The 23,698-nt window shown below is 37.7% G+C and carries 17 protein-coding genes and 1 tRNA gene; 11 read left to right on the top strand and 7 right to left on the bottom strand.

All coding sequences use genetic code 11. The features are described 5' to 3' along the window. The first annotated feature begins 5 nt into the window (after positions 1-5). Positions 6-2,489: a bifunctional UDP-N-acetylmuramoyl-tripeptide:D-alanyl-D-alanine ligase/alanine racemase gene (locus tag Q8S25_RS00305; protein ID WP_305533721.1), complete on the top strand. Its 2,484-nt coding sequence runs from the start codon at positions 6-8 to the stop codon at positions 2,487-2,489. Here the strand turns inward: Q8S25_RS00305 and Q8S25_RS00300 are convergent, their stop codons facing one another. Further along, positions 2,490-3,416 (bottom strand): tetratricopeptide repeat protein, encoded by a 927-nt coding sequence (locus Q8S25_RS00300; RefSeq protein WP_305533719.1) that lies wholly within the window; start codon positions 3,414-3,416, stop codon positions 2,490-2,492. 144 nt (positions 3,417-3,560) lie between these two features. On the opposite strand from Q8S25_RS00300, the gene Q8S25_RS00295 reads away from it, so the two are divergent. The 5 genes from Q8S25_RS00295 (at position 3,561) to Q8S25_RS00275 (ending at position 9,777) form a co-directional block, all read left to right on the top strand. Further along, positions 3,561-4,172 (top strand): outer membrane beta-barrel protein, encoded by a 612-nt coding sequence (locus tag Q8S25_RS00295; RefSeq protein WP_305533717.1) that lies wholly within the window; start codon positions 3,561-3,563, stop codon positions 4,170-4,172. 45 nt (positions 4,173-4,217) lie between these two features. Further along, entirely contained in the window at positions 4,218-6,155 is a 1,938-nt protein-coding gene (locus Q8S25_RS00290) for a hypothetical protein (RefSeq protein WP_305533715.1), read from the top strand. 45 nt (positions 6,156-6,200) lie between these two features. After that, complete coding sequence (locus Q8S25_RS00285) at positions 6,201-6,878, top strand: lipoprotein signal peptidase (protein WP_305533713.1); 678 nt, start codon at positions 6,201-6,203, stop codon at positions 6,876-6,878. A 103-nt stretch (positions 6,879-6,981) separates the two neighbouring features. Further along, a complete protein-coding gene (locus tag Q8S25_RS00280) occupies positions 6,982-8,145 on the top strand; it encodes an ATP-binding protein (RefSeq protein WP_305533711.1) in 1,164 nt (387 codons plus the stop codon). Positions 8,146-8,154: 9 nt separating this feature from the next. Beyond that, on the top strand, positions 8,155-9,777 hold the full coding sequence (locus Q8S25_RS00275) for an amidohydrolase (protein WP_305533709.1): 1,623 nt from the start codon (positions 8,155-8,157) through the stop codon (positions 9,775-9,777). 453 nt (positions 9,778-10,230) lie between these two features. On the opposite strand, the gene fumC is transcribed toward Q8S25_RS00275, so the two are convergent. Genes fumC through gltX form a run of 4 tightly spaced genes read right to left on the bottom strand, consistent with a single transcriptional unit; the run spans position 10,231 to position 14,433 of the window. Next, positions 10,231-11,631 carry a class II fumarate hydratase gene (gene fumC / locus Q8S25_RS00270; protein WP_305533707.1) on the bottom strand — a complete coding sequence of 467 codons (1,401 nt, stop codon included), beginning with the start codon at positions 11,629-11,631 and terminating at the stop codon, positions 10,231-10,233. 46 nt (positions 11,632-11,677) lie between these two features. After that, on the bottom strand, positions 11,678-12,457 hold the full coding sequence (locus Q8S25_RS00265; protein ID WP_305533705.1) for an enoyl-CoA hydratase/isomerase family protein: 780 nt from the start codon (positions 12,455-12,457) through the stop codon (positions 11,678-11,680). A gap of 26 nt (positions 12,458-12,483) precedes the next feature. Then, positions 12,484-12,891 carry a cobalamin B12-binding domain-containing protein gene (locus tag Q8S25_RS00260; RefSeq protein WP_305533703.1) on the bottom strand — a complete coding sequence of 136 codons (408 nt, stop codon included), beginning with the start codon at positions 12,889-12,891 and terminating at the stop codon, positions 12,484-12,486. Positions 12,892-12,900: 9 nt separating this feature from the next. After that, positions 12,901-14,433 carry a glutamate--tRNA ligase gene (gene gltX, locus Q8S25_RS00255; protein WP_305533701.1) on the bottom strand — a complete coding sequence of 511 codons (1,533 nt, stop codon included), beginning with the start codon at positions 14,431-14,433 and terminating at the stop codon, positions 12,901-12,903. Between the two features lie 48 nt (positions 14,434-14,481). Between gltX and Q8S25_RS00250 the strand changes: the two genes are divergently transcribed. From Q8S25_RS00250 to Q8S25_RS00240, 3 genes are all read left to right on the top strand, one after another. Beyond that, positions 14,482-15,084, top strand: a complete 603-nt coding sequence (locus Q8S25_RS00250; protein WP_305533699.1) for a polysaccharide deacetylase family protein — start codon at positions 14,482-14,484, stop codon at positions 15,082-15,084. A gap of 263 nt (positions 15,085-15,347) precedes the next feature. Then, the gene (locus Q8S25_RS00245; RefSeq protein WP_305533697.1) at positions 15,348-16,115 is read left to right on the top strand and encodes a TatD family hydrolase; all 768 of its coding nucleotides are present in this window, start codon (positions 15,348-15,350) and stop codon (positions 16,113-16,115) included. Between the two features lie 83 nt (positions 16,116-16,198). After that, a tRNA-Ser gene (locus Q8S25_RS00240) sits at positions 16,199-16,285 on the top strand. Positions 16,286-16,351: 66 nt separating this feature from the next. Here the strand turns inward: Q8S25_RS00240 and Q8S25_RS00235 are convergent. Next, positions 16,352-17,608, bottom strand: coding sequence for an STAS-like domain-containing protein (locus Q8S25_RS00235; RefSeq protein WP_305533695.1), 1,257 nt, complete (start codon positions 17,606-17,608; stop codon positions 16,352-16,354). Between the two features lie 296 nt (positions 17,609-17,904). Next, positions 17,905-18,612 (bottom strand): FadR/GntR family transcriptional regulator, encoded by a 708-nt coding sequence (locus Q8S25_RS00230; protein ID WP_305533693.1) that lies wholly within the window; start codon positions 18,610-18,612, stop codon positions 17,905-17,907. Positions 18,613-18,796: 184 nt separating this feature from the next. Here Q8S25_RS00230 and Q8S25_RS00225 point away from each other — a divergent pair, with 184 nt between their 5' ends. Both Q8S25_RS00225 and Q8S25_RS00220 read left to right on the top strand, forming a co-directional pair. Next, the gene (locus tag Q8S25_RS00225; protein ID WP_305533691.1) at positions 18,797-22,144 is read left to right on the top strand and encodes a SusC/RagA family TonB-linked outer membrane protein; all 3,348 of its coding nucleotides are present in this window, start codon (positions 18,797-18,799) and stop codon (positions 22,142-22,144) included. A gap of 28 nt (positions 22,145-22,172) precedes the next feature. After that, positions 22,173-23,696, top strand: coding sequence for a RagB/SusD family nutrient uptake outer membrane protein (locus tag Q8S25_RS00220; RefSeq protein ID WP_305533689.1), 1,524 nt, complete (start codon positions 22,173-22,175; stop codon positions 23,694-23,696). Positions 23,697-23,698: the final 2 nt, after the last annotated feature.

Here is a 23,698-nt window from a genome sequence, read left to right as displayed (position 1 = left end):
TGATGATGCAGTACCAGTTGAATGATATAGCAGCAATTTTACAACAGCCCATACAAGGCCAAGGCAATGCAGTTATTCAATACTTGGTAACCGATAGTAGAAATATAGTTGATGCAACAAAAAGTATTTTCTTTGCCATTAAAGGACCTAGAAGAACCGGAACTTCTTTTATTGCAGACCTTTACCAGCAAGGGGTTCGGGTATTTGTAATTGATGAGCCAATTGATACCAATGAATTTAAGGAAGGGGTATTTTTTGCCGTACCTAATACAGTTAAAGCATTGCAGGCAATTGCAGCGCATCACCGAACAAAATTCTCCATACCTGTAATTGGAATAACCGGAAGCAATGGTAAAACCATTGTAAAAGAATGGTTGTATCAATTATTGCAACCCGATTTTAATATTGTAAGAAGCCCAAGAAGTTACAACTCACAAATAGGTGTTCCCATTAGTGTTTGGCAAATGAATGAACAACATGAACTGGGCATATTTGAAGTAGGCATTTCAGCAAAAGGAGAAATGCAAGCATTGGCAGAAGTAGTGCAACCCACCATGGGTGTCTTCACTAATATTGGCGATGCACACAATGAAGGATTTGCAAGTGTAGCAGAAAAAGTAGCCGAGAAAACAAAATTATTTGCCAGTGCAAGTAAAATAATAATTGCATCCGATTATATTCCATTCTCCTTGCAAACCAATGCTGCCATTGTTTCTTGGGGATCAAAGCCGCAACAAAGTGCAGGCAATCTACCACCCAATTTACAGTTGATAGCGCAATATAAAGAGAACAATAGTACCCAGTTGGTGTTGAAATACCAAGAAGAAGAATTTCAATTACAAGTTCCTTTTACCGATGAAGCGTCATTGCAAAATTTATTAACCTGTGTATTGGTTTTATTGCAACTGAATTATCGTATTTCGGTCATACAACAAAGAGTATTACAACTTACAGCAGTTGAAATGCGGATGCAGTTGCGAAGGGCCATTAATCAGAGTTATTTATTAAACGATAGCTATAGCAACGACAAGATTTCTTTGTCGTTGGCATTACAGTTTTTAAAAGAACAAGCCAATCAACAGCCCATTATTGCCATTGTATCAGATATAGTAGATACAGGAGAGCCAGCAGAGCAATTGTACCAACAAGTGGCACAAATGTTAAGCAGCAGTGGGGTTAAACAGTTGTTTGCAGTAGGTTCTGAAATCAGTAATTATTTTACACAACACGCCAGCGAAAGTTTTCCATTTAGCATACAACTATTTGCCAATACTCAAGATGTATTGCATCATTTGCATGAGACGATGTTTCAGCAATGTTATATTTTATTAAAAGGGGCAAGAAAATTTGCATTTGAGCAGTTGGCGCATTGGTTAGAGCAGCAAGTGCACCAAACCATCATGGAAATTAATTTGACGGCCATGGTGCATAATTTGAAAGCATATCAGTCGATGCTGCAACCCAATACCAAATTAATGGCCATGGTAAAAGCATTTGGTTATGGAAGTGGGGCAGGAGAAGTAGCCAGAAGATTACAGCAGCAACAAGTTGATTATTTAACCGTGGCATATGCCGACGAAGGAGTAACATTGCGCAAAGCAGGTATCCATTTACCTATTATGGTAATGAGTGCCGACGAATATTCGTTTGATGCAATGGTAAACTATTCTTTAGAGCCAGAATTATTTTCCTTTCAAATACTCAACGCTTTTCATCAATATATTACACAGCAAGGATTGCAACAATACCCCGTTCATATTAAGCTGAATACGGGAATGAATAGATTGGGTTTTGATGCAGCAGAAATAGCCCAATTATCCAACTGGTTAGGGAATCAACAAATCCTAAGAGTAAAATCGGTATTGAGTCATTTGGCAGCAAGTGAAGATGAAAAAGAAGATGCATTTACCCAACATCAAGTAAGCCATTTTAGTAAAGCTTGTACTCAAATTGAAGCTGCATTGGGTTATGGCTTTATTAAGCATATTGCCAATACAGCAGCCATTAGACGCAATCCCAATTGGCAATTTAATATGGTTCGATTGGGAATAGGCTTATACGGAGCAGACAATGTGCATCAGGCCAATTTGCCTTTACAAACAGTAGCTACACTTAAAACAACAGTTGCACAAGTGAGGGCTTTAAATGCAGGGGAAACGGTGAGTTATAACAGATCAGGGGTATTAAAAAGAAACAGCATTATTGCAACAGTTCGCATAGGGTATGCAGATGGATACCCAAGAAGAATGGGAAATGGAGTTGGTAAAATGTATGTTAAAGGCTCATTGGCACCCACAGTTGGAAAAATATGTATGGATATGTGTATGATTGATGTAACCGATATTCCCAATGTACAACCGGGTGATGCCGTAGAAATTTTTGGGAAACATATATCTATTCAGGAAGTAGCCAAAGCAGCAGAAACCATTTCATATGAAATAATGACCGGAATAAGCTTAAGAGTTAAACGAGTATATATAGAAGAGTAACTATTTACAAGACTGCTTTTTTATATAGTCTGCTTGAATGCTGCCCAACCGAACGGCCACAGAAAAATCTGCACAACTACCTGGCTTATCATTCAATTTTTGCTTTGCCAATCCTCGTTGTAAAAAAAAGCTGGCATCTTTATTATTAAAAGTAATGGCTTTAGAATAAAATTTAATAGCGTTTCTAAAGTCGGAAGCGCTAAAATAAGTATTGCCCAATTGAAAGAAAATAAACTCATTGCTGTCTTCAATTTCTAGGGCATGATTCAGGTCTAAAATAGCAGCTCCTGGGTTGCCCAAAGCCAATCTAATATTGGCTCTAATCATATAAGCTTCCGTAGCATTTTCATCTTCATCAATGGCTTTGGTACAATCTTGTAAAGCGCCATTAATATCATCTAAACCACGCTTTATAGAAGCCCTAAGCAACAACGCATCTACATAAGTAGGATTTGCTTTAACTACTTTATTTAAGTCTTCCAAAGCCAAAGCATGTCTATTAAGTTTCAATAAAGCTTTACCTCTGTTCATATAGGCATCTAAATAAGTCATGTTTTTTTGGATGGCTGTATTAAACTCGGTTAATGCTTCTTCCAGTTTTTCATTATCCATCAGCAACACCCCTTTATTTTGAATAGCTTCCACATTGTTGGGATCTAATTGAATGGCGTAATTATAATCGGCTAAAGCGTCTTTAAACATTTTTAAACCAGCATGGGCTTTCCCTCTTAAACAATAAGCCTGTGTTGCATAAGGACCCGAAGTTTCTTTAGACACTATTTTATTTAAGTTGACAATGGCTTCTTTGTAATTTTTAAAGAGGATTTTGTTGTTTGCAGCCCTAATTAAATCTGTAATAGACTGCGCATACACCAGTTGCCCCAAGATTAGGATGCTACAAACCAATAGCAGGTACTTTTTTCTCATAGTACAAATCGTATCAATAAAGTGGCCGGGGGGTGGTCTTTAATTAATTGTAATTACCTATATATAGGTAAATCAGCGCCAAAATATCAAAAATCCTTGAGAAGTTAACTAAATTTTATATTTTTAATGCATATTCAATTAATTATGAAACTACATATTCTGCTTACAGCAACTCTTTTAGCATCTACTACACTTGGTGTTTTTGCTCAAGACAAAGACAAAAAAAGAAAGGAAATTGGGTTTATAGTAGGATTGCAAAGATCTAATTTAGATTACAACTCAATTATCACAACCAACGTTTCTGAAGAGGCTAAAACTAATATAGGTGGATCATTCTTTTTAAATTCTAGATTGATTGGTCATTTTATTACGTTAAGAACTGAATTAGGATTTTATTCTAAGGGTGGTACTTATACAGGAGCAGGAGCTGCTTTTTCAGAAACCAATTTATCTTATGTAGCAGCACCTGCATTGTTATTGCAAACAAAAATTGGCTTTTTGAAAGCATACGCTGGCCCTCAAATGGGCTTCTTAATTACTGCAAAATCTAAGACAGGTAATATTGAGAATGACGTTAAAGCAGCTTTTAAAACGACAGAATTATCTGGTGTTATAGGAGCTGAAATGAATTTGCCATTACGTTTGATGGCAGGAGCAAGGTATAATTTTGCAATCAATAATATCAGCGAAATTCCACAAGGAACCAGCAGACCAGGTATGTACATGTTGTATGTTGGGCTTAGACTCCGTAAATAATTGGCCCTCCCCCCAGGCTGGAACATTCAAGAAAATTTTATGAAGATGAGTAAGCTTTTAATGCTTGTATTTTGCGTAGCATGTTCTTTTGCGCAATTAAATGCACAAAAAAAGGTTCAAATAAGTATTGTAGTAACCGATGTGCACTTAAAATATTCCAATAAAAGCGGAACAGATCCCAGGCTGAAATTTTTTAACAAGCAAGACAATGCTTTACTAAATAATACAGACAGTGAAGGGTTTAATTGTTTCCATTTAGTAGACTTTAAGCAAACCGATGCTATGGTAGACTATCCATTGAAAAATATTGAATGGGACTTAAGCAATGGAACAGCTATTGGATTAAAAATGGAAGCATTTGAAAAAAATAAGAAGAAGGGCAATTGTGATTTTGATGGAAGTGGTTTATTTAATAAAGATAAAATGCATGAATTTGGTGAGTGGGTGATAGACTTAAAAACCATTAAGCCAGGCGTTTTTTCAAATAAAATGACCGCAACAACTGCTGGAGGTAATTTCTCTATAGAATACAAAGTGAAATACACGTTGCCGTCTGCAGATGAAATTGCAACCGATATAGCTTCTGCAAAATATTGCAGTAACACCAAAGTTAAATTAACTACAGGCGCTTCATTGTTGCCCAACAAAGAAGACGTTTTATATAAATGGGAGTACCAATTAGATGGATCTGCAGATTGGAATTTATTGAGTACTACAGGAGCACCTGAACTACAAGTTGCTTTAGCAGATGTATTGAAGGCAGAACCAATGGCCAATCAAAAAGTGAATACCAGGGTTTCTTTAATGGTTGGTGCAGAATTGGGTATGCCGGCTGCTAAATCATTTGTGTTTATGCCTGCCGCCCCTTCTATACAACTCAGTGATATTATCACCAATAATACCTGTAAAGATGTAAGTGAGGGAATAGTAACCATCAACAATATCAAGGGTTTCACCGAAAAATATTTGTTACAATTAAAACCTTCAGATAAAACAGTTAGCAGTACCGATGGAACTGCAAAGTTTACTGGGGTTGCAAAAGGAACGTATCAGTTGTTTTTAACAAACGACGATAACAATGCAGGGGCATGTAGTGTAAACTATCCTGTAGTAATAAATGAACACCCCAAATTAGAAGAAGTCAATAAAAAAATTGCAGCTGTAACCTGTAATGGTTTATTAGACGGGTCGGTGTCTGTAACACTTAGAGGTGGTAATCCAGCAGCGCTGAATGCAACTATACTACCTCAGGCAGGAACTTTAACCATAAAAAACAGAGAAGTAGTATTTAGTGGTTTAGCCGCAGGCAAATACGTGATACAAGTAACAGATTCATGTAATAATAAAATTGAATTTGCCGCAACATTAACAGAGCCCGTTGCAGCAAAAATTAATGTAACCAATATTGTAAAAAGTAGTTGTACAGAAACACCCAATGGTTCCTTTACCGTAAGCATTGCACAAGGAGTTGGTCCATTCAGGTATGTATTGATAAAGCGCGACAACAACAAAGAAATTTTCCGTTCAGAATTTACCAACTTGCCAACATGGATGTTTAATAGTTTGGCAGCAGGAGAATACAGTGTATTGGTTTACTCAAACAACAGCGATATTTGTAAGCCTGTAGAAAGAAAACTCCGCATAGAAGAGTCTGTGTTAGAGGTAGATGTTAAAATGACCAAGAATGTATCGGCCACTAGTGAGGATGCAAAAAATGGGGTATTGCATTTTGCCATCACCGATACAAAACTGTCTGTTCAATATATTTTAACCAATTTGGTGAACAACCAAGTGTACAGCAATACTACTGGCTTATTCGACAATATACCAGCAGGCCGTTATGCATTGGCATTAAAGCGTGCCGATACCAATTGTGGCGATATGCAGAAGATAACGGAAATTTTCACCATTACATCTACACCAGTTCAAATTATAGAAGACACAACTGTTAAAAAAGATACTACAGGAACAGGTGGTAACTAAAGCAACCACCTTTCCTTATCTTTGTTTTTACGATAAAATTGAGCCGTGAAAGCAAAGCAGATTATTCTTATTATACTGACCATTATTTTAGTAGACCAAGCGTCTAAGTTTTACATTAAACTAAACTATTACACAGGCGAAGAACACAATGTGTTGGGTACCTGGTTTAGACTGCATTTTGTAGAAAACGAAGGCATGGCCTGGGGTTGGAAATTTGGTGGAGATTTTGGAAAAATAGCCCTCACATTATTTAGACTAGGGGCAGTTATTTGGGGATCATTCCTGATACGTAACTTTATCAGACAGAAACAGCACAAGGGCTTTTTAATTTGTGCAGCGCTCATATACGCAGGAGCATTGGGCAACTTAATTGATAGCTTGTTTTACGGCATCATCTTCGAAGCCAGCAATCCATTTACACAAAATATAGCAACCCTATTTCCTTCAGGAGGAGGCTATGCAGGATTGTTTCATGGTAAAGTAGTAGATATGCTGTACTTCCCTATTATTACGAATTCGCATTATCCAACTTGGATACCTATTGTAGGTGGTGAAGAATTTGAATTCTTTAGACCTGTCTTTAATATAGCCGATATGGCAATTTCAACAGGAGTGATTACCATCTTGGTTTTCCAAAACAAATTTTTTCATAGACCTGAGCAAGAACAGCACCATACTATAGTAACCAACGCAGAAGTTAACGACAAAACCCAGATATTCTAGCCGATTCCATTTTTGCAATTTTTTGTAAATCTGGAATCAAATTCCATTTTTGCATATATTTGCAAATCTGGAGTTCAACTCCATTTTTGCAAAATTAAAGTAAATGGGCAATATTATTCATAGAGCAATACAGGCAGAAGCCGAGTTTAAACTGACTCAATTTAGGGCTTTGTGTATAACAGGTCCAAGGCAAAGTGGTAAAACCACTTTGAGCAAAATGCTTTTCAAAGGAAAGCCTTATATCAATTTTGAAACACCTGCCACGCAAGCTGAATTTGAGTTGAATCCACAAGCGTTCTTAAAAAAATACGCTGGTGGGGCTGTGTTTGATGAAGTACAGCGAGTTCCGCTCATTTTTAGGTATTTACAAGAAATGTTAGATAAGAATACCAAAAGAGGGCAATTCATATTAACAGGATCAAATAATTTTCTTTTACAAGAACAGGTATCACAATCACTTGCTGGAAGGGCAGGCTATTTGTCTTTGTTGCCTTTGAGTTATGCTGAAATAAAGGAAAGCAAATTAGCAATTGATTCTGTGGAAGAACTAATTGTAAATGGGGGATATCCTGAAATTTGGAATGAAAAATTAAAGCCAACCGGTTGGTTAGAGAGTTATGTGTTAACCTATGTACAAAGAGATGTTCGGTTGCTTAAGAATATTAATGACTTGGCAGCGTTTAATAGGTTTGTTTTCTTGTGTGCCAATTTTGCAGGACAATTATTGAATAGAGATGAAATAGCTAAAAAAACGGGAGTAGATACTAAAACAATTCAATCTTGGTTGGGGTTATTAGAGAGCAGTTATTTGATCTATATGTTACAACCTTGGTTTTCTAATGCCAATAAGCGAATGGTAAAAAGTCCTAAAATTTATTTTCATGATACAGGATTGCTTTGTTACTTAATGGGCATTCATAATAAGTTGGCTTTAAAAAAGCATCCACAATATGGTGCTATTTTTGAAAATTGGATCATTAATGAAATACAAAAAAATAGATTGAATCAAGGTATCATTAGCCCACTTTATTTTTATAGAGATAGTGCAGGAAACGAAATAGATTTGATAGTAGATAAGAATGACGAGCAGTTTGGGATTGAAATAAAAGCGGCCAAAAAAATGGAATCAACCATGTTTAAAGGGCTCAATCATTGGAATAAATACCACCCTACTGCCAATACTTTATTAATTTACGGAGGCGATAAAGCTGTTGAAATTAAAACAAAGCAAACAGCGCTTCCTTGGAATCAAATAGATCACTTTTAAATTTTACAAATGAATAAAATCCTTCTAATCTTTTTGGCTGCTGCTATAGCAGCATGCAGCAGCAATCGGGTAGACACCATTGTGCACCACGCTGTTATTTATACGGTAGATTCTGCCTTTACAGTAGTAGAAGCAATGGCCATTAAAGATGGAAAAATTATAGCAACCGGAACCAATGATGCCATTACCAGTAAATACCAAGCAGACAGCATAGTAGATGCAAAGGGAGCAGCCCTATATCCTGGATTCATAGATGCGCATGCCCATTTTGTAGGCTACGGCGCATCGCTGTTTCAGTTAGAATTATACAATACCACTTCATGGGAAGAAACCGTTGATTTAATTGTAGCGTTTGCCCAAAAACATCCAGAATTAAAATTCATTAAAGGCCGTGGATGGGATCAGAATAAATGGCCAGGAAAAAAATATCCAACCAATGAGTTGTTGAATCAACGTTTCCCGAATATACCAGTAGTAATAGAAAGGGTGGATGGACACGCGTCTATAGCCAATGCAGCTGCACTGGCATTGGCAGGTATAAAGCCAGGTGATAAAGTGGTAGGAGGAGAAATTGAAACTAAGAATGGCGTACTAACGGGCGTGTTAATAGACAATGGCGATGCAGCAGTGAATGCAAAAATGCCCACCCCAACTAAAGAAGAATTAACCAATTGGTTGCAAACCGCAGAAAAAAATTGTTTTGCGCAAGGGTTAACCACCATTACCGATTGTGGGTTGAGCTATCAAGATGTAGATTTTATAGATGGCTTGCATAAGAACAATAAGTTGAATATGCGCTTGTATGTAATGCTGAGCGACAAAGAAGCCAATTACGAAGCCTACTTAAAAAAAGGTCCATACAAAACCGATAAACTATTTGTGAATGGGTTTAAAGTGTATGCAGATGGCGCGCTTGGAAGTAGAGGTGCCTGTTTGTTGAAACACTATGCAGATCAACCAGGATGGGGTGGATTTTTATTGCGCAATAAATCGCATTATGATTCATTGGCTGCGGTGTTGAGCAAGACCAATTTTCAAATGTGTACGCACGCTATTGGGGATAGTGCCAACAGAGAAATCTTAAACATTTATAACAAGTATTTGCAACCAGGAAACGATAAGCGCTGGAGGATTGAACACGCTCAGATAGTAGCACCCGAAGATTTCAATTTATTTGGTAAGGTAAACGTAGTGCCTTCTGTACAACCTACTCATGGAACCAGTGATATGTATTGGGCAGAAGCCAGACTGGGCAAGGAACGCATGAAAGGAGCGTATGCATTTAAAGACTTATTAAAGCAGAACGGATGGTTGCCATTGGGAACCGATTTTCCAGTAGAAGAAATTTCTCCATTCAAAACATTTTTAGCAGCAGTGGTGCGCAAAGATGCAGCAGGCTATCCAGCAGAAGGATTTCAAATGGAGAACGCACTCACCCGCGAAGAAACAATCAAGGGCATGACCATTTGGGCAGCAAAAGCAGGCTTCTTAGAGAAGGAAGTAGGCAGCTTAGAAGTAGGGAAGAAAGCAGATTTTATTATGTTAGATAAAGACTTAATGAAAGTTGACGAGCAAGATATACTGAAGACAAAAGTTACTGCTACGTATTTGGGTGGTAAGAGAGTTTATTAATATACTTTCATGTAAAAGCAAAACATACAATACTCTCGGCCCCCAAATTTCAACTTGTAAGAAGTAAGAGCAAACATTCAATTCTCGCTGCCCTCAAATTTTAGTAAGCATAAATATCAATACATATTTATCTCTCTTTCCTAAAATTTGAGAAATGCTCGAATCAAATGTTTGCTCTTTACTTTCCTATAGATTTAATATACGAGGGCTAGTTTTTTTGCTTTCTCACTTAAGCATATGTAGTAAAGCTGAATTCAAGACCAACGCTAATAAAGCGCTTGCATATTATCACCACTAAAACTCTCACGCAACAACATTAAAGTGACTAAATGTAAAAAAGCAAAACATACAATACGAACATTTTCCAGATTTTAGCTTGCAATATTTTTAGGTGTTGCAAATTAAACAAGCTAAAATCTGGGGGCCGAGAGTATTGTATGTTTTGCTTTTATTTTACTTTATCTCACCTACCATATCCGAAGGAATCACCCAAGCATCAAACTCTTCAGCAGTTAAGTAACCAAGCTTAACAGCCATTTCCTTCAATGTAGTTCCTTCTTTATGAGCAGTCTGTGCAATTTCAGCTGCTTTGTAATAACCAATTTTTGTGTTCAATGCAGTCACCAACATCAAAGAGTTGTTTACGTGCTTTTGAATATTGGCTTCAATTGGTTCAATGCCCACTGCACATTTATCGTTGAAGCTAACACAACCATCTCCAATTAAACGAGCGCTGTGTAAGAAGTTATAAATCATGACTGGCTTAAATACATTCAATTCAAAGTGACCGTTAGAGCCACCAATACCAATGGCCACATCGTTGCCCATCACTTGCGCAGCAATCATAGTCAATGCTTCGCACTGGGTGGGGTTTACTTTACCGGGCATGATAGAAGAACCAGGCTCGTTGTCTGGAATAAATAATTCGCCAATACCACTTCTCGGGCCAGAAGATAGCATGCGGATATCATTCGCAATTTTCATTAAACTAACTGCAACGGTTTTTAATGCACCATGTGTTTCAACAATGGCATCATGTGCAGCCAATGCTTCAAACTTATTTTCGGCAGTTACAAAAGGCAAACCAGTTAAGTCGGCAATATGCTTAGCCACATTTACATCATATCCTTTTGGGGTGTTGATGCCTGTGCCTACTGCAGTTCCGCCCAATGCCAATTCACTTAAATGTGCCAATGAATTATTGATGGCTTTTAAACCATGATTTAATTGAGAAACGTATCCGCTTAATTCTTGACCAACTGTTAATGGAGTTGCATCCATAAAATGGGTACGACCAATTTTAACTACATGCATAAAAGCTTTGCTTTTGGCAGCAAGGGTATCGCGTAATTTTTCAATACCAGGTATGGTTAATTCCACTAAAATTTTATAAGCCGCAATATGCATAGCAGTAGGGAAAGTATCGTTACTACTTTGCGATTTATTTACGTCGTCGTTGGGGTGTAAGAACTTTTCTTTGTCTGTTAAGTTTCCGCCCTTCAACACATGACCACGGTAAGCTACCACTTCATTCACGTTCATATTGCTTTGCGTACCGCTTCCAGTTTGCCAAACTACCAAAGGAAATTGATCGTTCAATTTCCCTGCTAAAATTTCATCACAAACAGTTCCAATTAATTCTGCTTTTTCTGCTGGTAAAACACCTGCATCACGATTGGTTAATGCCGCTGCTTTTTTTAAGTAAGCAAATGCCTGAATAATTTCTTTAGGCATTCTATTAATGTCTTGTGCAATAGGAAAGTTCTCAATACTGCGCTGTGTTTGTGCGCCCCAATAAACATTGGCAGGTACTTTTACCTCGCCCATGGTATCTTTTTCTATTCTAAATTCCATATACTAGTTTTTGACGTTTTACTTTTTATAGTTAGTGTAGTTAAGCTTACTTGCCAGCGAAAATAGCTTTACGTTTTTCTAAGAAAGCAGTGGTGCCTTCTTTCATATCGTCGGTACCAAAGCAGTTGCCAAATTCAGCTACTTCTACTGCGTAACCGTCTACATTTTCGTTGAATACAGCGTTGGCACTCATGATACATGCTGCAACAGCAAGCGGTGCTTTTTCGTTGATCACTGATAAAATGGAAACAGCTTTAGCAATTAGTTCTTCAGGAGCAACCATATAATTTACTAAGCCATATTGTAAAGCAGTAGCCGCATCAATCATACCTGCACTCATCAACAATTCCATGGCACGACCCTTACCAATTAGTTGTACCAATCTTTGTGTACCGCCATAGCCAGGAATCAATCCTAGGTTCACTTCGGGCTGTCCAAATTTTGCGTTGTTAGAAGCAATGCGAAAATGACAACTCATTGCGAGCTCACATCCACCCCCTAAAGCAAAACCATTTACACAAGCCACTACAGGCTTGGGAGAATTTTCTATTCTAAAGAAAATGTCTTGGCCTTTTTTTGCCAATGCCATTCCTTCTGCAACAGTAGCTCCTGCAAATTCACTGATGTCTGCGCCTGCAACAAACGCTTTTGGCCCAGCACCCGTTAAAATCACACTTTTAATTGCTGCATTGTGATATACTTCGTCCATGGCACTATTCAAGTCGGTCATGACTTGTTGATTCAGTGCATTTAATTTATCAGGACGATTAATGGTAATAGTAAAAATCCCTTGATCAAGAGAAGTCAATAAGGTCTGGTAAGCCATATCGTAAAATTTGCCGCAAAGATAAGCTAGAAAGGTCTGTTAATACCCACCCATTCTCCAATATAATGCGCAATATCAGTAGTAGGAGTGCCCGGCGCAAAGAGTTTGCCAACCCCCATTTGGTTGAGTGCTTGCATGTCTTCGTCGGGTATAATCCCCCCGCCAGTTAAGAGTACATCGTTCATACCCTTTTCTTTCATGAGCGCAATAATTTTAGGAAATACCGTCATATGTGCGCCGCTTAAAATACTTACGCCAACAGCATCCACGTCTTCTTGTAATGCAGCATTCACCACCATTTCAGGGGTTTGACGCAAGCCTGTATAAATAACTTCCATGCCTTCGTTGCGCAATGCAGTGGCAATAATTTTTGCTCCGCGATCGTGCCCATCCAATCCAACTTTTGCTACTAAAACCCGTATAGGTCTTTTCATAATGACTGGTTAATTATGTTCAAGTATACTCAACACTTTTTGAATTCTATTTACAGTTTCTTGTTTGCCAATTATTTCAGCAATATCAAATACACCCGGTCCAAATTTACCACCAACCAACATGATGCGCAAAGGCAACATCAACTCACCTGGTTTTAAACCATGCGCTGCAGTAATTTCTTTAAAGGTATTTTCTAAATCATGTGCTTCCCAAACAATGCTGCTTTCAAAAGCTTTGGCCAACTCTATGAAGAACATATTTTTTTGATCGTTCCATTTAGGTTGGATTGATGCCGTATCCCATTCGGAAGGGCTCACAAAAAAGAAAGAACCCTGAGTTACAAAATCGGCCATTAGGGTGCAACGCTCTTTCACTAAATCAATTACGCGCAACAGAATCGCGCCATCCGCCGCAACCCCAGCCGCAGCAAGGGTTTCCGCAACCTGTTCAACCAGCTGTGCTGAAGTAGCGCGTTTGATCCACTCCTGATTATACCACAAAGCTTTTTCATAATTAAACTTAGCACCACCCTTATGAACACGCTCCATTGAAAATGCAGCAATCAATTCATCCATGGTAAATACTTCGTTGTCGGTACCATCGTTCCAACCCAACAAAGCCAATAAGTTTACAAAAGCTTCGGGTAAAAATCCGCGCTCTTTAAAACCAATCGTTGTTTCACCAGTTTTAGGATCGGTCCAATCCATCGCAAATACTGGGAAGCCCAAACGATCTCCATCGCGCTTGCTGAGCTTGCCATTTCCATCTGGTTTTAAAATCAATGGAAGATGCGCCCACTGCGGCATTTCGGCCGACCAGCCTAAATATTTCCACAATAAAATATGAACAGGAGCACTAGGCAACCATTCTTCTCCACGAAAAGCGTGGGTAATTTTCATTAAATAATCATCTACTACAACTGCTAAATGATAAGTAGGCATACCATCTGCTTTCAACAACACTTTATCGTCTACTTGTGAAGTATTAAAACTCACTTCGCCCCGAATCATATCGGTAAAAGAAACAGTTTCATCCAATGGCATTTTAATGCGAACTACATGCGGCGTTCCAGCAGCCAATAACTCCGAAACTTCCGCTTCAGAAAGCGTTAAAGAGTTATGCATTTTAGTACGCAATAAATGATTGTATTGAGGCGAAGGATTTTCGTCTGTTTTATATTCCGCGCGCATTTTCTCCAATTCGGCTGGCGTATCAAAAGCATAATAAGCATACCCAGCTTGCACCAATTGATCAGCGTATTGTTTGTAACTGGCTTTGCGTTCACTTTGTCTATAAGGCGCATAAGGCCCGCCATGCAAAGGACTTTCATCGGGTGTGAGCCCGCACCAAGCAAGGGTATTAAAAATATATTCTTCTGCACCTTCCACAAACCTGGTTTGATCGGTGTCTTCAATTCTTACAATAAAATCGCCCCCATGCTTTTTAGCAAAGAGATAATTAAATAAAACGGTTCTAACGCCCCCTAAATGCAAACCACCCGTGGGTGAAGGTGCAAAACGAACCCTAACTTTCTTCTCCATGCTGCAAATATAAATCATTCATGCAGCCCTAATGAATATCTTTGAACTATGTATTTGGTAAAAACACCATGGTGGTTAAGAATGATTTATTCGGGGTATACCTGGCGCATGCCCGCAACCGAAAAAACCATTTACCTCACGTTTGATGATGGTCCACATGAAATAGCCACTCCCTTTGTATTAGATACCCTTAAAGCATACCAGGCCAAAGCCAGTTTTTTTTGTATTGGAAAAAATGTACGGCTGCATCCAGAAATATACCAGCGCATTATTCAAGAAGGGCATACTATTGGCAATCATACCGAACATCATTTAAACGGATGGCATACGCCCAATAACGAATACTTGGCCAATATTCAACAAGCAGAAGAAGTAATCAGCAGCAATTTATTTAGGCCACCATACGGAAGAATCAAGCGATCACAAGCCAAAGCCCTCAACAAACAAATCATTATGTGGGATGTGCTCAGCGGAGATTTTGATCCACTCCTAACGCCAGAAGGATGTTTGGCTTATTGCATTAAACATACCGAAGCAGGATCTATTGTAGTATTTCATGATAGCGCCAAAGCTTTTTCAAGAATGCAATACGCATTGCCTAAAATGCTTGATTATTTTACGCAACAGGGATTTCAGTTTAAAGCGCTGTAATTAAAGTGAAGCAAGCGTTTATAAGTGATGATAAACGTTTACCAAAAGCTATAAAAATGGAAGGCCAGGGTAGAAACCCCGGCCTGTTTTTAATCCGTACCCTATGAAAACAAAGGTTACTGCTGCAGTTTTACAACATTCGCAGGGATTCATTTAATATCTTATGTAATCGTCTTATGGTTTAAATGCCTGTCGTGCATATATAAACGCAATGCCATGAACTTTATTTTAGCAGCACTAAAAAAAATGTGGAATTTTACCGAATGAAATTGATAGATACGCACTGCCATTTATACGTAGAAGAATTCAAAAATGATGTGGATGCAGTGATAGCAAGGGCTCAGGCGCAAGGGGTGGAGCAGTTTTATTTGCCTGGCATAGACAGTGAATCTATACCCGCCATGTTGGCTTTAGAAGCAGGTTACCCAGGGGTATGTAAAGCCATGATGGGATTGCATCCCTGTTATGTAAAAGAAAATTATTTGCAAGAGCTCAATATAGTGCAACATTGGTTGGAGCAAAGACATTTTCCAGCCATAGGAGAGATAGGGCTAGACTATTATTGGGATACCACATATAAAACCCAGCAACAGGAAGCATTTGAAATCCAAATGGGCTGGGCACTCGAAAGAGGGCTGCCCATTGTAATACATACCCGCAACGCCATGCAAGAAACCATTGAAATGGTGAAACCCTTTGCAGCAAAAGGTTTGAAAGGAATTTTTCACTGTTTTAGTGGATCCTATGAATCGGCCAAGCAAATAGTAGACATGGGCTTTTTAATGGGCATTGGAGGCGTTATTACCTACAAGAATGCCGGCTTGCCAAAAGCCTTAGAAAATATAGGGGTGGAGCACTTGGTTTTAGAAACCGATGCGCCTTATTTAAGTCCCGTGCCATATCGTGGAAAGCGCAATGAACCTGCTTATCTTATACATATTGCAGAAGCATTGGCGGGGGCCAAAGGGATAACGGTTGCCGAGTTAGCCAGCATTACCACAGCAAACGCAATGGCTTTATTTAAGGGATGATGAGCAATCCTGGGTGGATAAGCTGAAAAATATGGGCTTTTTGCGCTTATATTTGCAGCCCATTAATAAACCCATTCATAAACAGAGAGGTGTCCGAGTGGTTGAAGGAGCACGCCTGGAAAGTGTGTAAACGGGAAACTGTTTCGAGGGTTCGAATCCCTTCCTCTCTGCAACAACAAAATGAAGTACAACCCCGACATAGTCGGGGTTTTTGTTGAAAACTAATTTTAATTAGATCAAGTTTGTGTTAGTCTTTGTGAAATTGCTTTATCTAACAACTGCTGTATCAAGGGTTCCATATTTTTATTGCGAATTGTGGCAGAAAAATTTAATGGGCCAATTTCCAAAAATAATTTCCCCATAAATTCATCAGCAAAACTGCTTGAAATCACGGGTATACCATTCCAATCAACATATATGGGATATCCTTTCTTAGATTGGATTAAATTATTTATTTTATTCCGCATCTGTTTTCCAGACTGTCTTGTGCCAACTCCAGTTGTTTCTTTTTTCATTTCTAATAAAAGGCAATCTTGATCTTTCATTTCATATTCTAAATCTATTATATTTATTGGAGTATATAAAATTCCATTGAATTCCAATGCTTTGCTAATTGAAAACTTTTTATTAGTTATTATTTGACCGCTAATTGATGTCCCATCAAATGCTCTTAAATCTTCATTTTCAAATACTTTATTTGAGCTAGAGGTTGAAATAATTCTTGCAGAACCACTTGTTATGTCAAGTGAACCTTCAGTCATTGTAGTTATTCTTAACGTTCCTGCTAGTCCATTTCCCTGACCAAATTCTTTATTCCTTGTTACTCCAGACTTTATTGCTTCACCAATTGCTTGTGAATCAGTTTGAAGTGTTGGTATTCCTTCTTTTAATGATTTTAATATCCCTTTTCCTGAATCTGAAACAGTAAATGCAAGGGAATTATTGGTAGGAAAGGTTACAACTTGAACAAAGCCTCCAGTAATTGAATCTGAATGATTAATTACATTGTCACAAATTTCGTTAACTGACCATTCAAGTGCGGAAATGATGTCTTTGGGTAATCTAATACTCCTTAATACCACGTCCATAAAGTCATTAATGATTGGAGCAATTTCAGTAAATTCTTTGAACTGTCTTGTTACCAAATGTCTTTCATGTTTATTCTCTGAAACAGGAAAATCATTGTCTAAATAATGGGCCCAATTATTATTTATAAATAAACGACGAACATTGGAATTATTTGGTAGTATAACCTTTAGTTTAGCTCCTGAATTTCGCAAAAAACTAATTGTTGACAATATCCCCAACATTCCATTCGGGTAGGGTTTTTCTACAGAATTAAAATCTATTGTTAGCAAATCAAAAGGTCTTTTTAATTTCCATAATTTTACAGCAGCTCCAAATTCATTCAAAATGCTCGATGAAATTTTTGGAGGAAATTGAATACGGTTATCAAAAGAATGGTATCTAACAAGTGGTTTATTTAGAAGCATATTTGTATGAGAAATTACATATATTCAAATTAATTTATATTTCATTAACAATATTAGTTAGTTTTTTGCATTTTTTGGTTTATGTTTGTGCTCTGAAATTAAAGAGGACATATATATATGTCTCGCCTGATATATCTGTTTTACAGAATCAGTGATCCAATAACATCACTAAGTGCCCGTTTATCGGGCATTTTTTATTTCTTGACTTCAAAATGAAAATTTATTAATACCACTAACCTAATTAATGCAAATTAAGACAGTTGACTAGCCTAATTTATATTAATTGCGCCAGTTGATTACTCAAACAACCTCGTAAAGTGATTTTCTAAATGCGAGCGCATACCATTTCTAAATTCTTCAGGGGTACCATTTTCTAAAAAGTCTACCAATTCTTTGTGCGATACGAACATCTTTAACATGGGTTGCTTTTTGAGTAAGCCACTGTTGTGTACGTAATCAAAAACAGGCAATAACATTTTCTGGAAACGCTTCAAAGTAGCATTACCAGTGATTTCGTAGAGCTTACCATGAAAAGCAATCTCGTGTTCAATATTAAATAAGTGGTATTGAGTTGCGGGCGGTTCATCTGCAACAATTTGTCTTAATGCAGCTATATCTTCTTTTGTAATTCTATGAAACAATAAATCGGCCATCCCAATTTCTAAGACCAGTCTTATTTCAAAAATTTCTTTTAATGTTTCGGGTGCAAGAATATGTGGATTCATACTCTTACTCATCATTCCAAAAATATCTGGGCTGGTAATAACCGAGCCTTTTTTCTTTTTTGATTCTATTAAGCCCATTAAACGCAAGCGCGTTAATGCTTCTCTAATAACGGTTCTACTTACACCCAGTGTTTCAGCTAATTCAATTTCTTTAGGTATAACATCTCCTACCGAAAGTTTGCGCTTTTGCAGTAAGTCTACCAGGCTTTCTTCCACTTTGTCTACCAAGGAGCTGGTGTCCATTGGTTTCATTTCGGATCTGAGTAAGGCTAAATTCATCCAGAATATGTATTACTTAATATTTAACACTTGTAAAGTTACCAAAAATGCAGCTAATTTTCAACTAACTCATAAGGTGTTAAAAATCAATATATTATAAAATTGTTAAAAATTATTTTGCAATATCAATTAAAGCTATTTATTTTTATGTCATACATAATACAAAAAAACTAAATCGCTCGCCATGAACTTAAACTGCTTTAGACTCTGTGTTGTTGCGTTGTTCACAATGCTCTCCACTGCGTTATTAGCCCAAACCAAAAAAGTTTCAGGAACCATCCTGAACGATGAGGCAAAACCTCTTTCTGGTGTTTCCGTTACCATCAAGGGTAAAAAAACAGGTACCCAATCTAATGCACAAGGTGCTTACACAATTGAAGCAACAGAAGGCAGTACCCTTGTTTTTTCAATGATTGGATTTACACCACGCGAAGTGTTGGTAGGATCCAGTGCCATTGTAGACCTAACACTTGCAACAATTGTTAGTGAATTAGAAGATGTGGTAGTAACTGGTTATGGTTCTCAAAAAAGAAAGGAATTAACAGGAGCAGTAGTAACGGTTAATCCAAAAGCATTTGAGCACAGTCCTACTACCAACGTAGCAACCGTGTTACAGGGTAATGCCCCAGGTTTAAGAATTCAACAACGTACAGGTCAGCCAGGTACCACTCCTTCTATTACATTTAGAGGAGGAACCGATTTTGGTGGAGGTGGCACACCGCTATTTATTGTAGACGGCGTAATTGTTCCTTCATTGTATGGTTTAGACATTAATGATGTTGCAAGTATCGACCTATTAAAAGATGCTGCAACTACTGCAATATATGGAGCAAGAGCTGCCAATGGAGTTGTTTTGGTTTCAACTAAAAAAGGAAAGAAAGGAAAAGCGCAAGTCACTTATTCTTATAACAACACCACCAACTTTGTACGAAAGAATCCTTCTGAATATTTAAATGCATCTGATTATATCAGAATGAATCGCTTAGGATTACAAGCAAGATTTAGAGGAGACTCTTTAGATAATAATGCAGGTGCTATGAATACCGATCGCAACCAATTATTGGGTGCATGGGGATGGGCAGTAAACTCAGGTTGGAGATCAGATGTAGGTTTGTATACCACGCAGTTATTAAACAATCAGAATCGTTTTTTATTGAACGATTCAAGATGGCGTTTATTGGTAGATCCCAATCCATTCAATGTTTCGCAAATGGACAGCTTGGTTTTTGTAGACTTAAGTGCTAGAGAAAGAGAAGCAATGATTTTGCAACAAAATAATACCAGTGAACACAATATCAATTTTTCTGGAGCCAACGATCAAGGCAACTATGCATTGTCATTGGGTTCTGTAAGAGACAATGGTATGATTATTGGTTCTCAATTAAAGCGTTTGAACGTAAACTTTAATGGCGGACTAAATATTGGGGAGCGATTAAAAGTATCTACCAATATTAGTGCTTACAACGTAGAGCAGGCATTGCCTTATGGAGGTTTTGGTGGAGTAGATCCTGAAGGTGGCGCCGCTGGCGGATTATTGCAGCGTTTTGTAGGAGTAGCTCCTACTATTCGTTACACCAATTTTGCAACTGGCGAAATATTGCCTGGTCCAAATGATGTAACCTTAGGTAACCCAGCCTATTGGAGCAACTTAACAGTTAACAATACCAATCAACAAAGATTTTTAGGTGGTATTAATTTAGAGTACACCATACTTCCTTATTTAAAAGTATTGGCAAGTGGTTCTGGATATTATCAATACACCAATAACAATTTCTTTACCAAAGCCTATCAACAAGGTAATGGTGGAGCAATGAATACCAACAGGCCTGCAAGTTTCAATACCACTAAAACCATGCAGTACACTACTAATGCGTTTTTACAATTCAGCAAAAGATTTAAAGACCATAATGTAACTGCCTTGGCTGGTATGGAATTTTATGATTACAAAAACTATGTAACATCAGGTTTTGCTCAGGGGTCACCAACCGATTTAATTCCTTGGTTAACTGCAGCAACACCGCCAAACGTACAAGGAACTACTATTGTAAATCCAGCAGGTGCTTCATCCAACTTTGATCAGTGGGAAAGAATTGCTTCTTCTATTGCACGCCTTAATTATTCTTACCAGAATCGTTACTTGTTAACTGCAGTGGTAAGGGTAGATGGATCAAGCCGCTTAAAGAAAGGAAATTACTACGGAACATTCCCAGGGGTTTCATTGGGATGGAATTTACATGAAGAGGCATTCTACAAGAATACTACTTTGTCTAAATACGTAAATAGAATCAAGCCAAGATTAAGTTATGGAGTAAATGGTAACGTAAGTTCATTGGGCTTTTTTGCAACATCACAAGTGTATAACAACGCAGGAACCTACAATGGATTTGGTGGAACATTTGTAGGGAACTATATTAATTCAGATGTAAGATGGGAGCGTACCAATAGCTTAAACTTTGGATTAGACGCAGGATTTTTTAATGAGAAAATTACTTTGAACGTAGACTATTTTGTAAGAGATGTGTTCGATAAATTAGCTGGTTTAAATATTTCTTCTCAAACAGGATTCAACAGTTTTACTACCAACTTAGGTCAATTGCAAAATAGAGGAATTGAACTAGTAGTGAATGCAAAAATTATTGAGCCAAAAACCAATGATGGATTTAGTTTATCGGTAGGAGCAAACTATTTTCATGTAAAAAGTTATGCTAAGAAATTACCTTTTAATGGCTTAGAAGGCAATAGAACCAGTGGGTTCTTTGTATGGGATCCAAAAAATCCGGGCCAACAAATTTATGTTAGAGGATTAGTAGAAGGACAGCGTATTGGTTTAGACGAAGTATGGGCACCAAAGTGGAATGGAATTTATACCGATCCATCAACTATTGCTAGAGATGCAAATGTGTACAATGCATTCTTGCCATATAACAATAAGCGTATTAAGCAATTGGGAGATGCACAGTGGCATCAGGTAAATCCAAATGACACCATTGATAGTCGTCAGTTTGTATATGTAGGAAGAACCACTCCACAACATATGGGTGGATTCAATATTGCTTCTTCATTCAAAGGTGTTCGTTTGTATGCGCAATTTGATTATGCATTTGGATTTGTAGTATTAAACAATCAAATCGTAAGAGGATTAAGCCAGGTACAAGGGTCACAAAACTCTACTACCGATGTATTAAAAACATGGTCACCAACCAATCCAACAGGAACCATGCCTAGATACTATTGGGCAAACCAAGGAAGAAACTATGCAACGGATGCGAGTGGTAATAATCCAGCAGCCAATTTATGGGAGAAAGGAGATTATGTAATGTTAAGAGAGTTAACCTTGGCGTACGATTTACCTACTTCTATCATCAGCAGGTATTTGGCCAATAGAGTAAAAGGACTCAGTGTAAATGTTACCGGATCTAACTTATTCTACTTATCTGGATACAGTGGCAACTTCCCTGAAGTGGGTGGTGTAGACCAAGGTAAATTTCCTTTACCAAGAAGATTAACCATTGGAGTAAGAGTAACATTATAATTGATTGTTCAACCTAAAAATGATTGAAATGAAATACAATAAACTATTTATAGCAGGTGCACTCTTAGTTATGCTAAGTGCGTCATCTTGCACCAAAAAATTAGATGAAGTGTTGCCGCAAAGCAGCATCAGCAAAGACCAGGCATTAAAAGATCCCAACGCAGCAAGAACATTGTACTATGGTACTTATGGTTTGTTCCGTTCATATGCTAGTACATTTTTTCAATTAGGAGAAATGCGTGGAGATACTTGGGTAGACGGGGTATTTACGGAAAGTGTAGATGGTGGCCTACAAAATTTGTACAGACATAATATCAGTAGCTTGAACGTTCCGTTTACCAACTGGGGTGGTATGTACAACTTGTTGTATAACTTTAATAATGTCATTAAGATTATACCGCAGACTCCATTGCCTGAAGCAGAAAAAACGAGAATATTAGCAGAAGTACATGGCTTAAGGGCTTATGTATATTATACCATGCTTAGAACTTGGGGAGCAGTTCCTTTAAACACAGAACCAGTTGAAACATTAACTAATACCGCAGAAACCTATAAGCCAAGAACTGGGGCAGATTCAATTATGCTTCAAGTAAAAGCTGATATTGCTAAGTCATTGGAATTATTTGGAACTGCAACACCTATATCAACAGATAAGCGTGTGGTATGGAGTAAATTAGCTACACTAGTATTAAAGGGCGATGCTTTTATTTGGTCTGGAACCCATATGGGTGGCGGAACAGCCGATTTAACTACTGCTAAAGCAGCTTTACAAGAAGTAAGAAATTTACAGGGTGCAACCCTAAACTTACAAGCCAACTATAGAGACATTTTTGATCCCACCAAAAAAGTGAATAATGCTGAAATGATTTTTGCAATCAACTACGAATTGCAACAATCGCAATTAACATTCTTTGGAAGTTTCTCTGTCAATTCTATTCAGGCAAATACTTTATCATTCACACAATCTGCAACACCTACTGTTTCTTCTGTATATCCATATGTAAATGGTGCCAACAGAGTAGGAATTAATCCTGCTATTTTAACTAGGTTAACAACAGGTGCGGCTGATCAAAGAGTTGCCAATACATTCAGGGTAATGTATTCTAATGCGGCTCCATTTGCCATAAGAGGTGTTATGTTAACCAAGTATTTAGGAACAGTTGCCGGTACCTCACAGGTATACAATAACGATTATCCTATCTATCGCTATGCAGATGTGTTATTATTATTAGCAGAAGCAAAAGCTAAATTGGGTGAAGACATTTCTGCCGAAATAAATGCCATCAGGCTAAGAGCTTATGGCGCTGGTTATACTCCATATGTAAGTGGTAGCCAAACTGCTAATATGAATGCCATATTAGATGAATACCTAAGAGAATTTATTGGAGAAGGAAAGCGTTGGTGGGCTTTGCGTAGAGCGGGAGACGCTTATGTATATGCAAATATTAATCCTGCTTTTTTAAACCCAAGCAGTACGGCTAAATTTTTATTGCCATTGTCATTGGCAATGTTAAATGCCGATCCTTTATTAAAGCAAACTGCAGGGTACTAAAA

The organism is Sediminibacterium sp. (assembly GCF_030695065.1).
Lineage (GTDB): Bacteria > Bacteroidota > Bacteroidia > Chitinophagales > Chitinophagaceae > Sediminibacterium.
This window is presented reverse-complemented; position numbering and strand designations above follow the sequence as displayed.

What these genes read in the sequence shown, in the direction of transcription:
- Q8S25_RS00305 (WP_305533721.1), top strand. Translation starts at nt 6, where the DNA reads ATGCAGTACCAGTTGAATGATATAGCAGCAATTTTACAACAGCCCATA.
- Q8S25_RS00300 (WP_305533719.1), bottom strand. Translation starts at nt 3,416, where the DNA reads ATGAGAAAAAAGTACCTGCTATTGGTTTGTAGCATCCTAATCTTGGGG.
- Q8S25_RS00295 (WP_305533717.1), top strand. Translation starts at nt 3,561, where the DNA reads ATGAAACTACATATTCTGCTTACAGCAACTCTTTTAGCATCTACTACA.
- Q8S25_RS00290 (WP_305533715.1), top strand. Translation starts at nt 4,218, where the DNA reads ATGAGTAAGCTTTTAATGCTTGTATTTTGCGTAGCATGTTCTTTTGCG.
- Q8S25_RS00280 (WP_305533711.1), top strand. Translation starts at nt 6,982, where the DNA reads ATGGGCAATATTATTCATAGAGCAATACAGGCAGAAGCCGAGTTTAAA.
- Q8S25_RS00275 (WP_305533709.1), top strand. Translation starts at nt 8,155, where the DNA reads ATGAATAAAATCCTTCTAATCTTTTTGGCTGCTGCTATAGCAGCATGC.
- fumC (WP_305533707.1), bottom strand. Translation starts at nt 11,631, where the DNA reads ATGGAATTTAGAATAGAAAAAGATACCATGGGCGAGGTAAAAGTACCT.
- Q8S25_RS00265 (WP_305533705.1), bottom strand. Translation starts at nt 12,457, where the DNA reads ATGGCTTACCAGACCTTATTGACTTCTCTTGATCAAGGGATTTTTACT.
- Q8S25_RS00260 (WP_305533703.1), bottom strand. Translation starts at nt 12,891, where the DNA reads ATGAAAAGACCTATACGGGTTTTAGTAGCAAAAGTTGGATTGGATGGG.
- gltX (WP_305533701.1), bottom strand. Translation starts at nt 14,433, where the DNA reads ATGGAGAAGAAAGTTAGGGTTCGTTTTGCACCTTCACCCACGGGTGGT.
- Q8S25_RS00250 (WP_305533699.1), top strand. Translation starts at nt 14,482, where the DNA reads ATGTATTTGGTAAAAACACCATGGTGGTTAAGAATGATTTATTCGGGG.
- Q8S25_RS00245 (WP_305533697.1), top strand. Translation starts at nt 15,348, where the DNA reads ATGAAATTGATAGATACGCACTGCCATTTATACGTAGAAGAATTCAAA.
- Q8S25_RS00235 (WP_305533695.1), bottom strand. Translation starts at nt 17,608, where the DNA reads ATGCTTCTAAATAAACCACTTGTTAGATACCATTCTTTTGATAACCGT.
- Q8S25_RS00230 (WP_305533693.1), bottom strand. Translation starts at nt 18,612, where the DNA reads ATGAATTTAGCCTTACTCAGATCCGAAATGAAACCAATGGACACCAGC.
- Q8S25_RS00225 (WP_305533691.1), top strand. Translation starts at nt 18,797, where the DNA reads ATGAACTTAAACTGCTTTAGACTCTGTGTTGTTGCGTTGTTCACAATG.
- Q8S25_RS00220 (WP_305533689.1), top strand. Translation starts at nt 22,173, where the DNA reads ATGAAATACAATAAACTATTTATAGCAGGTGCACTCTTAGTTATGCTA.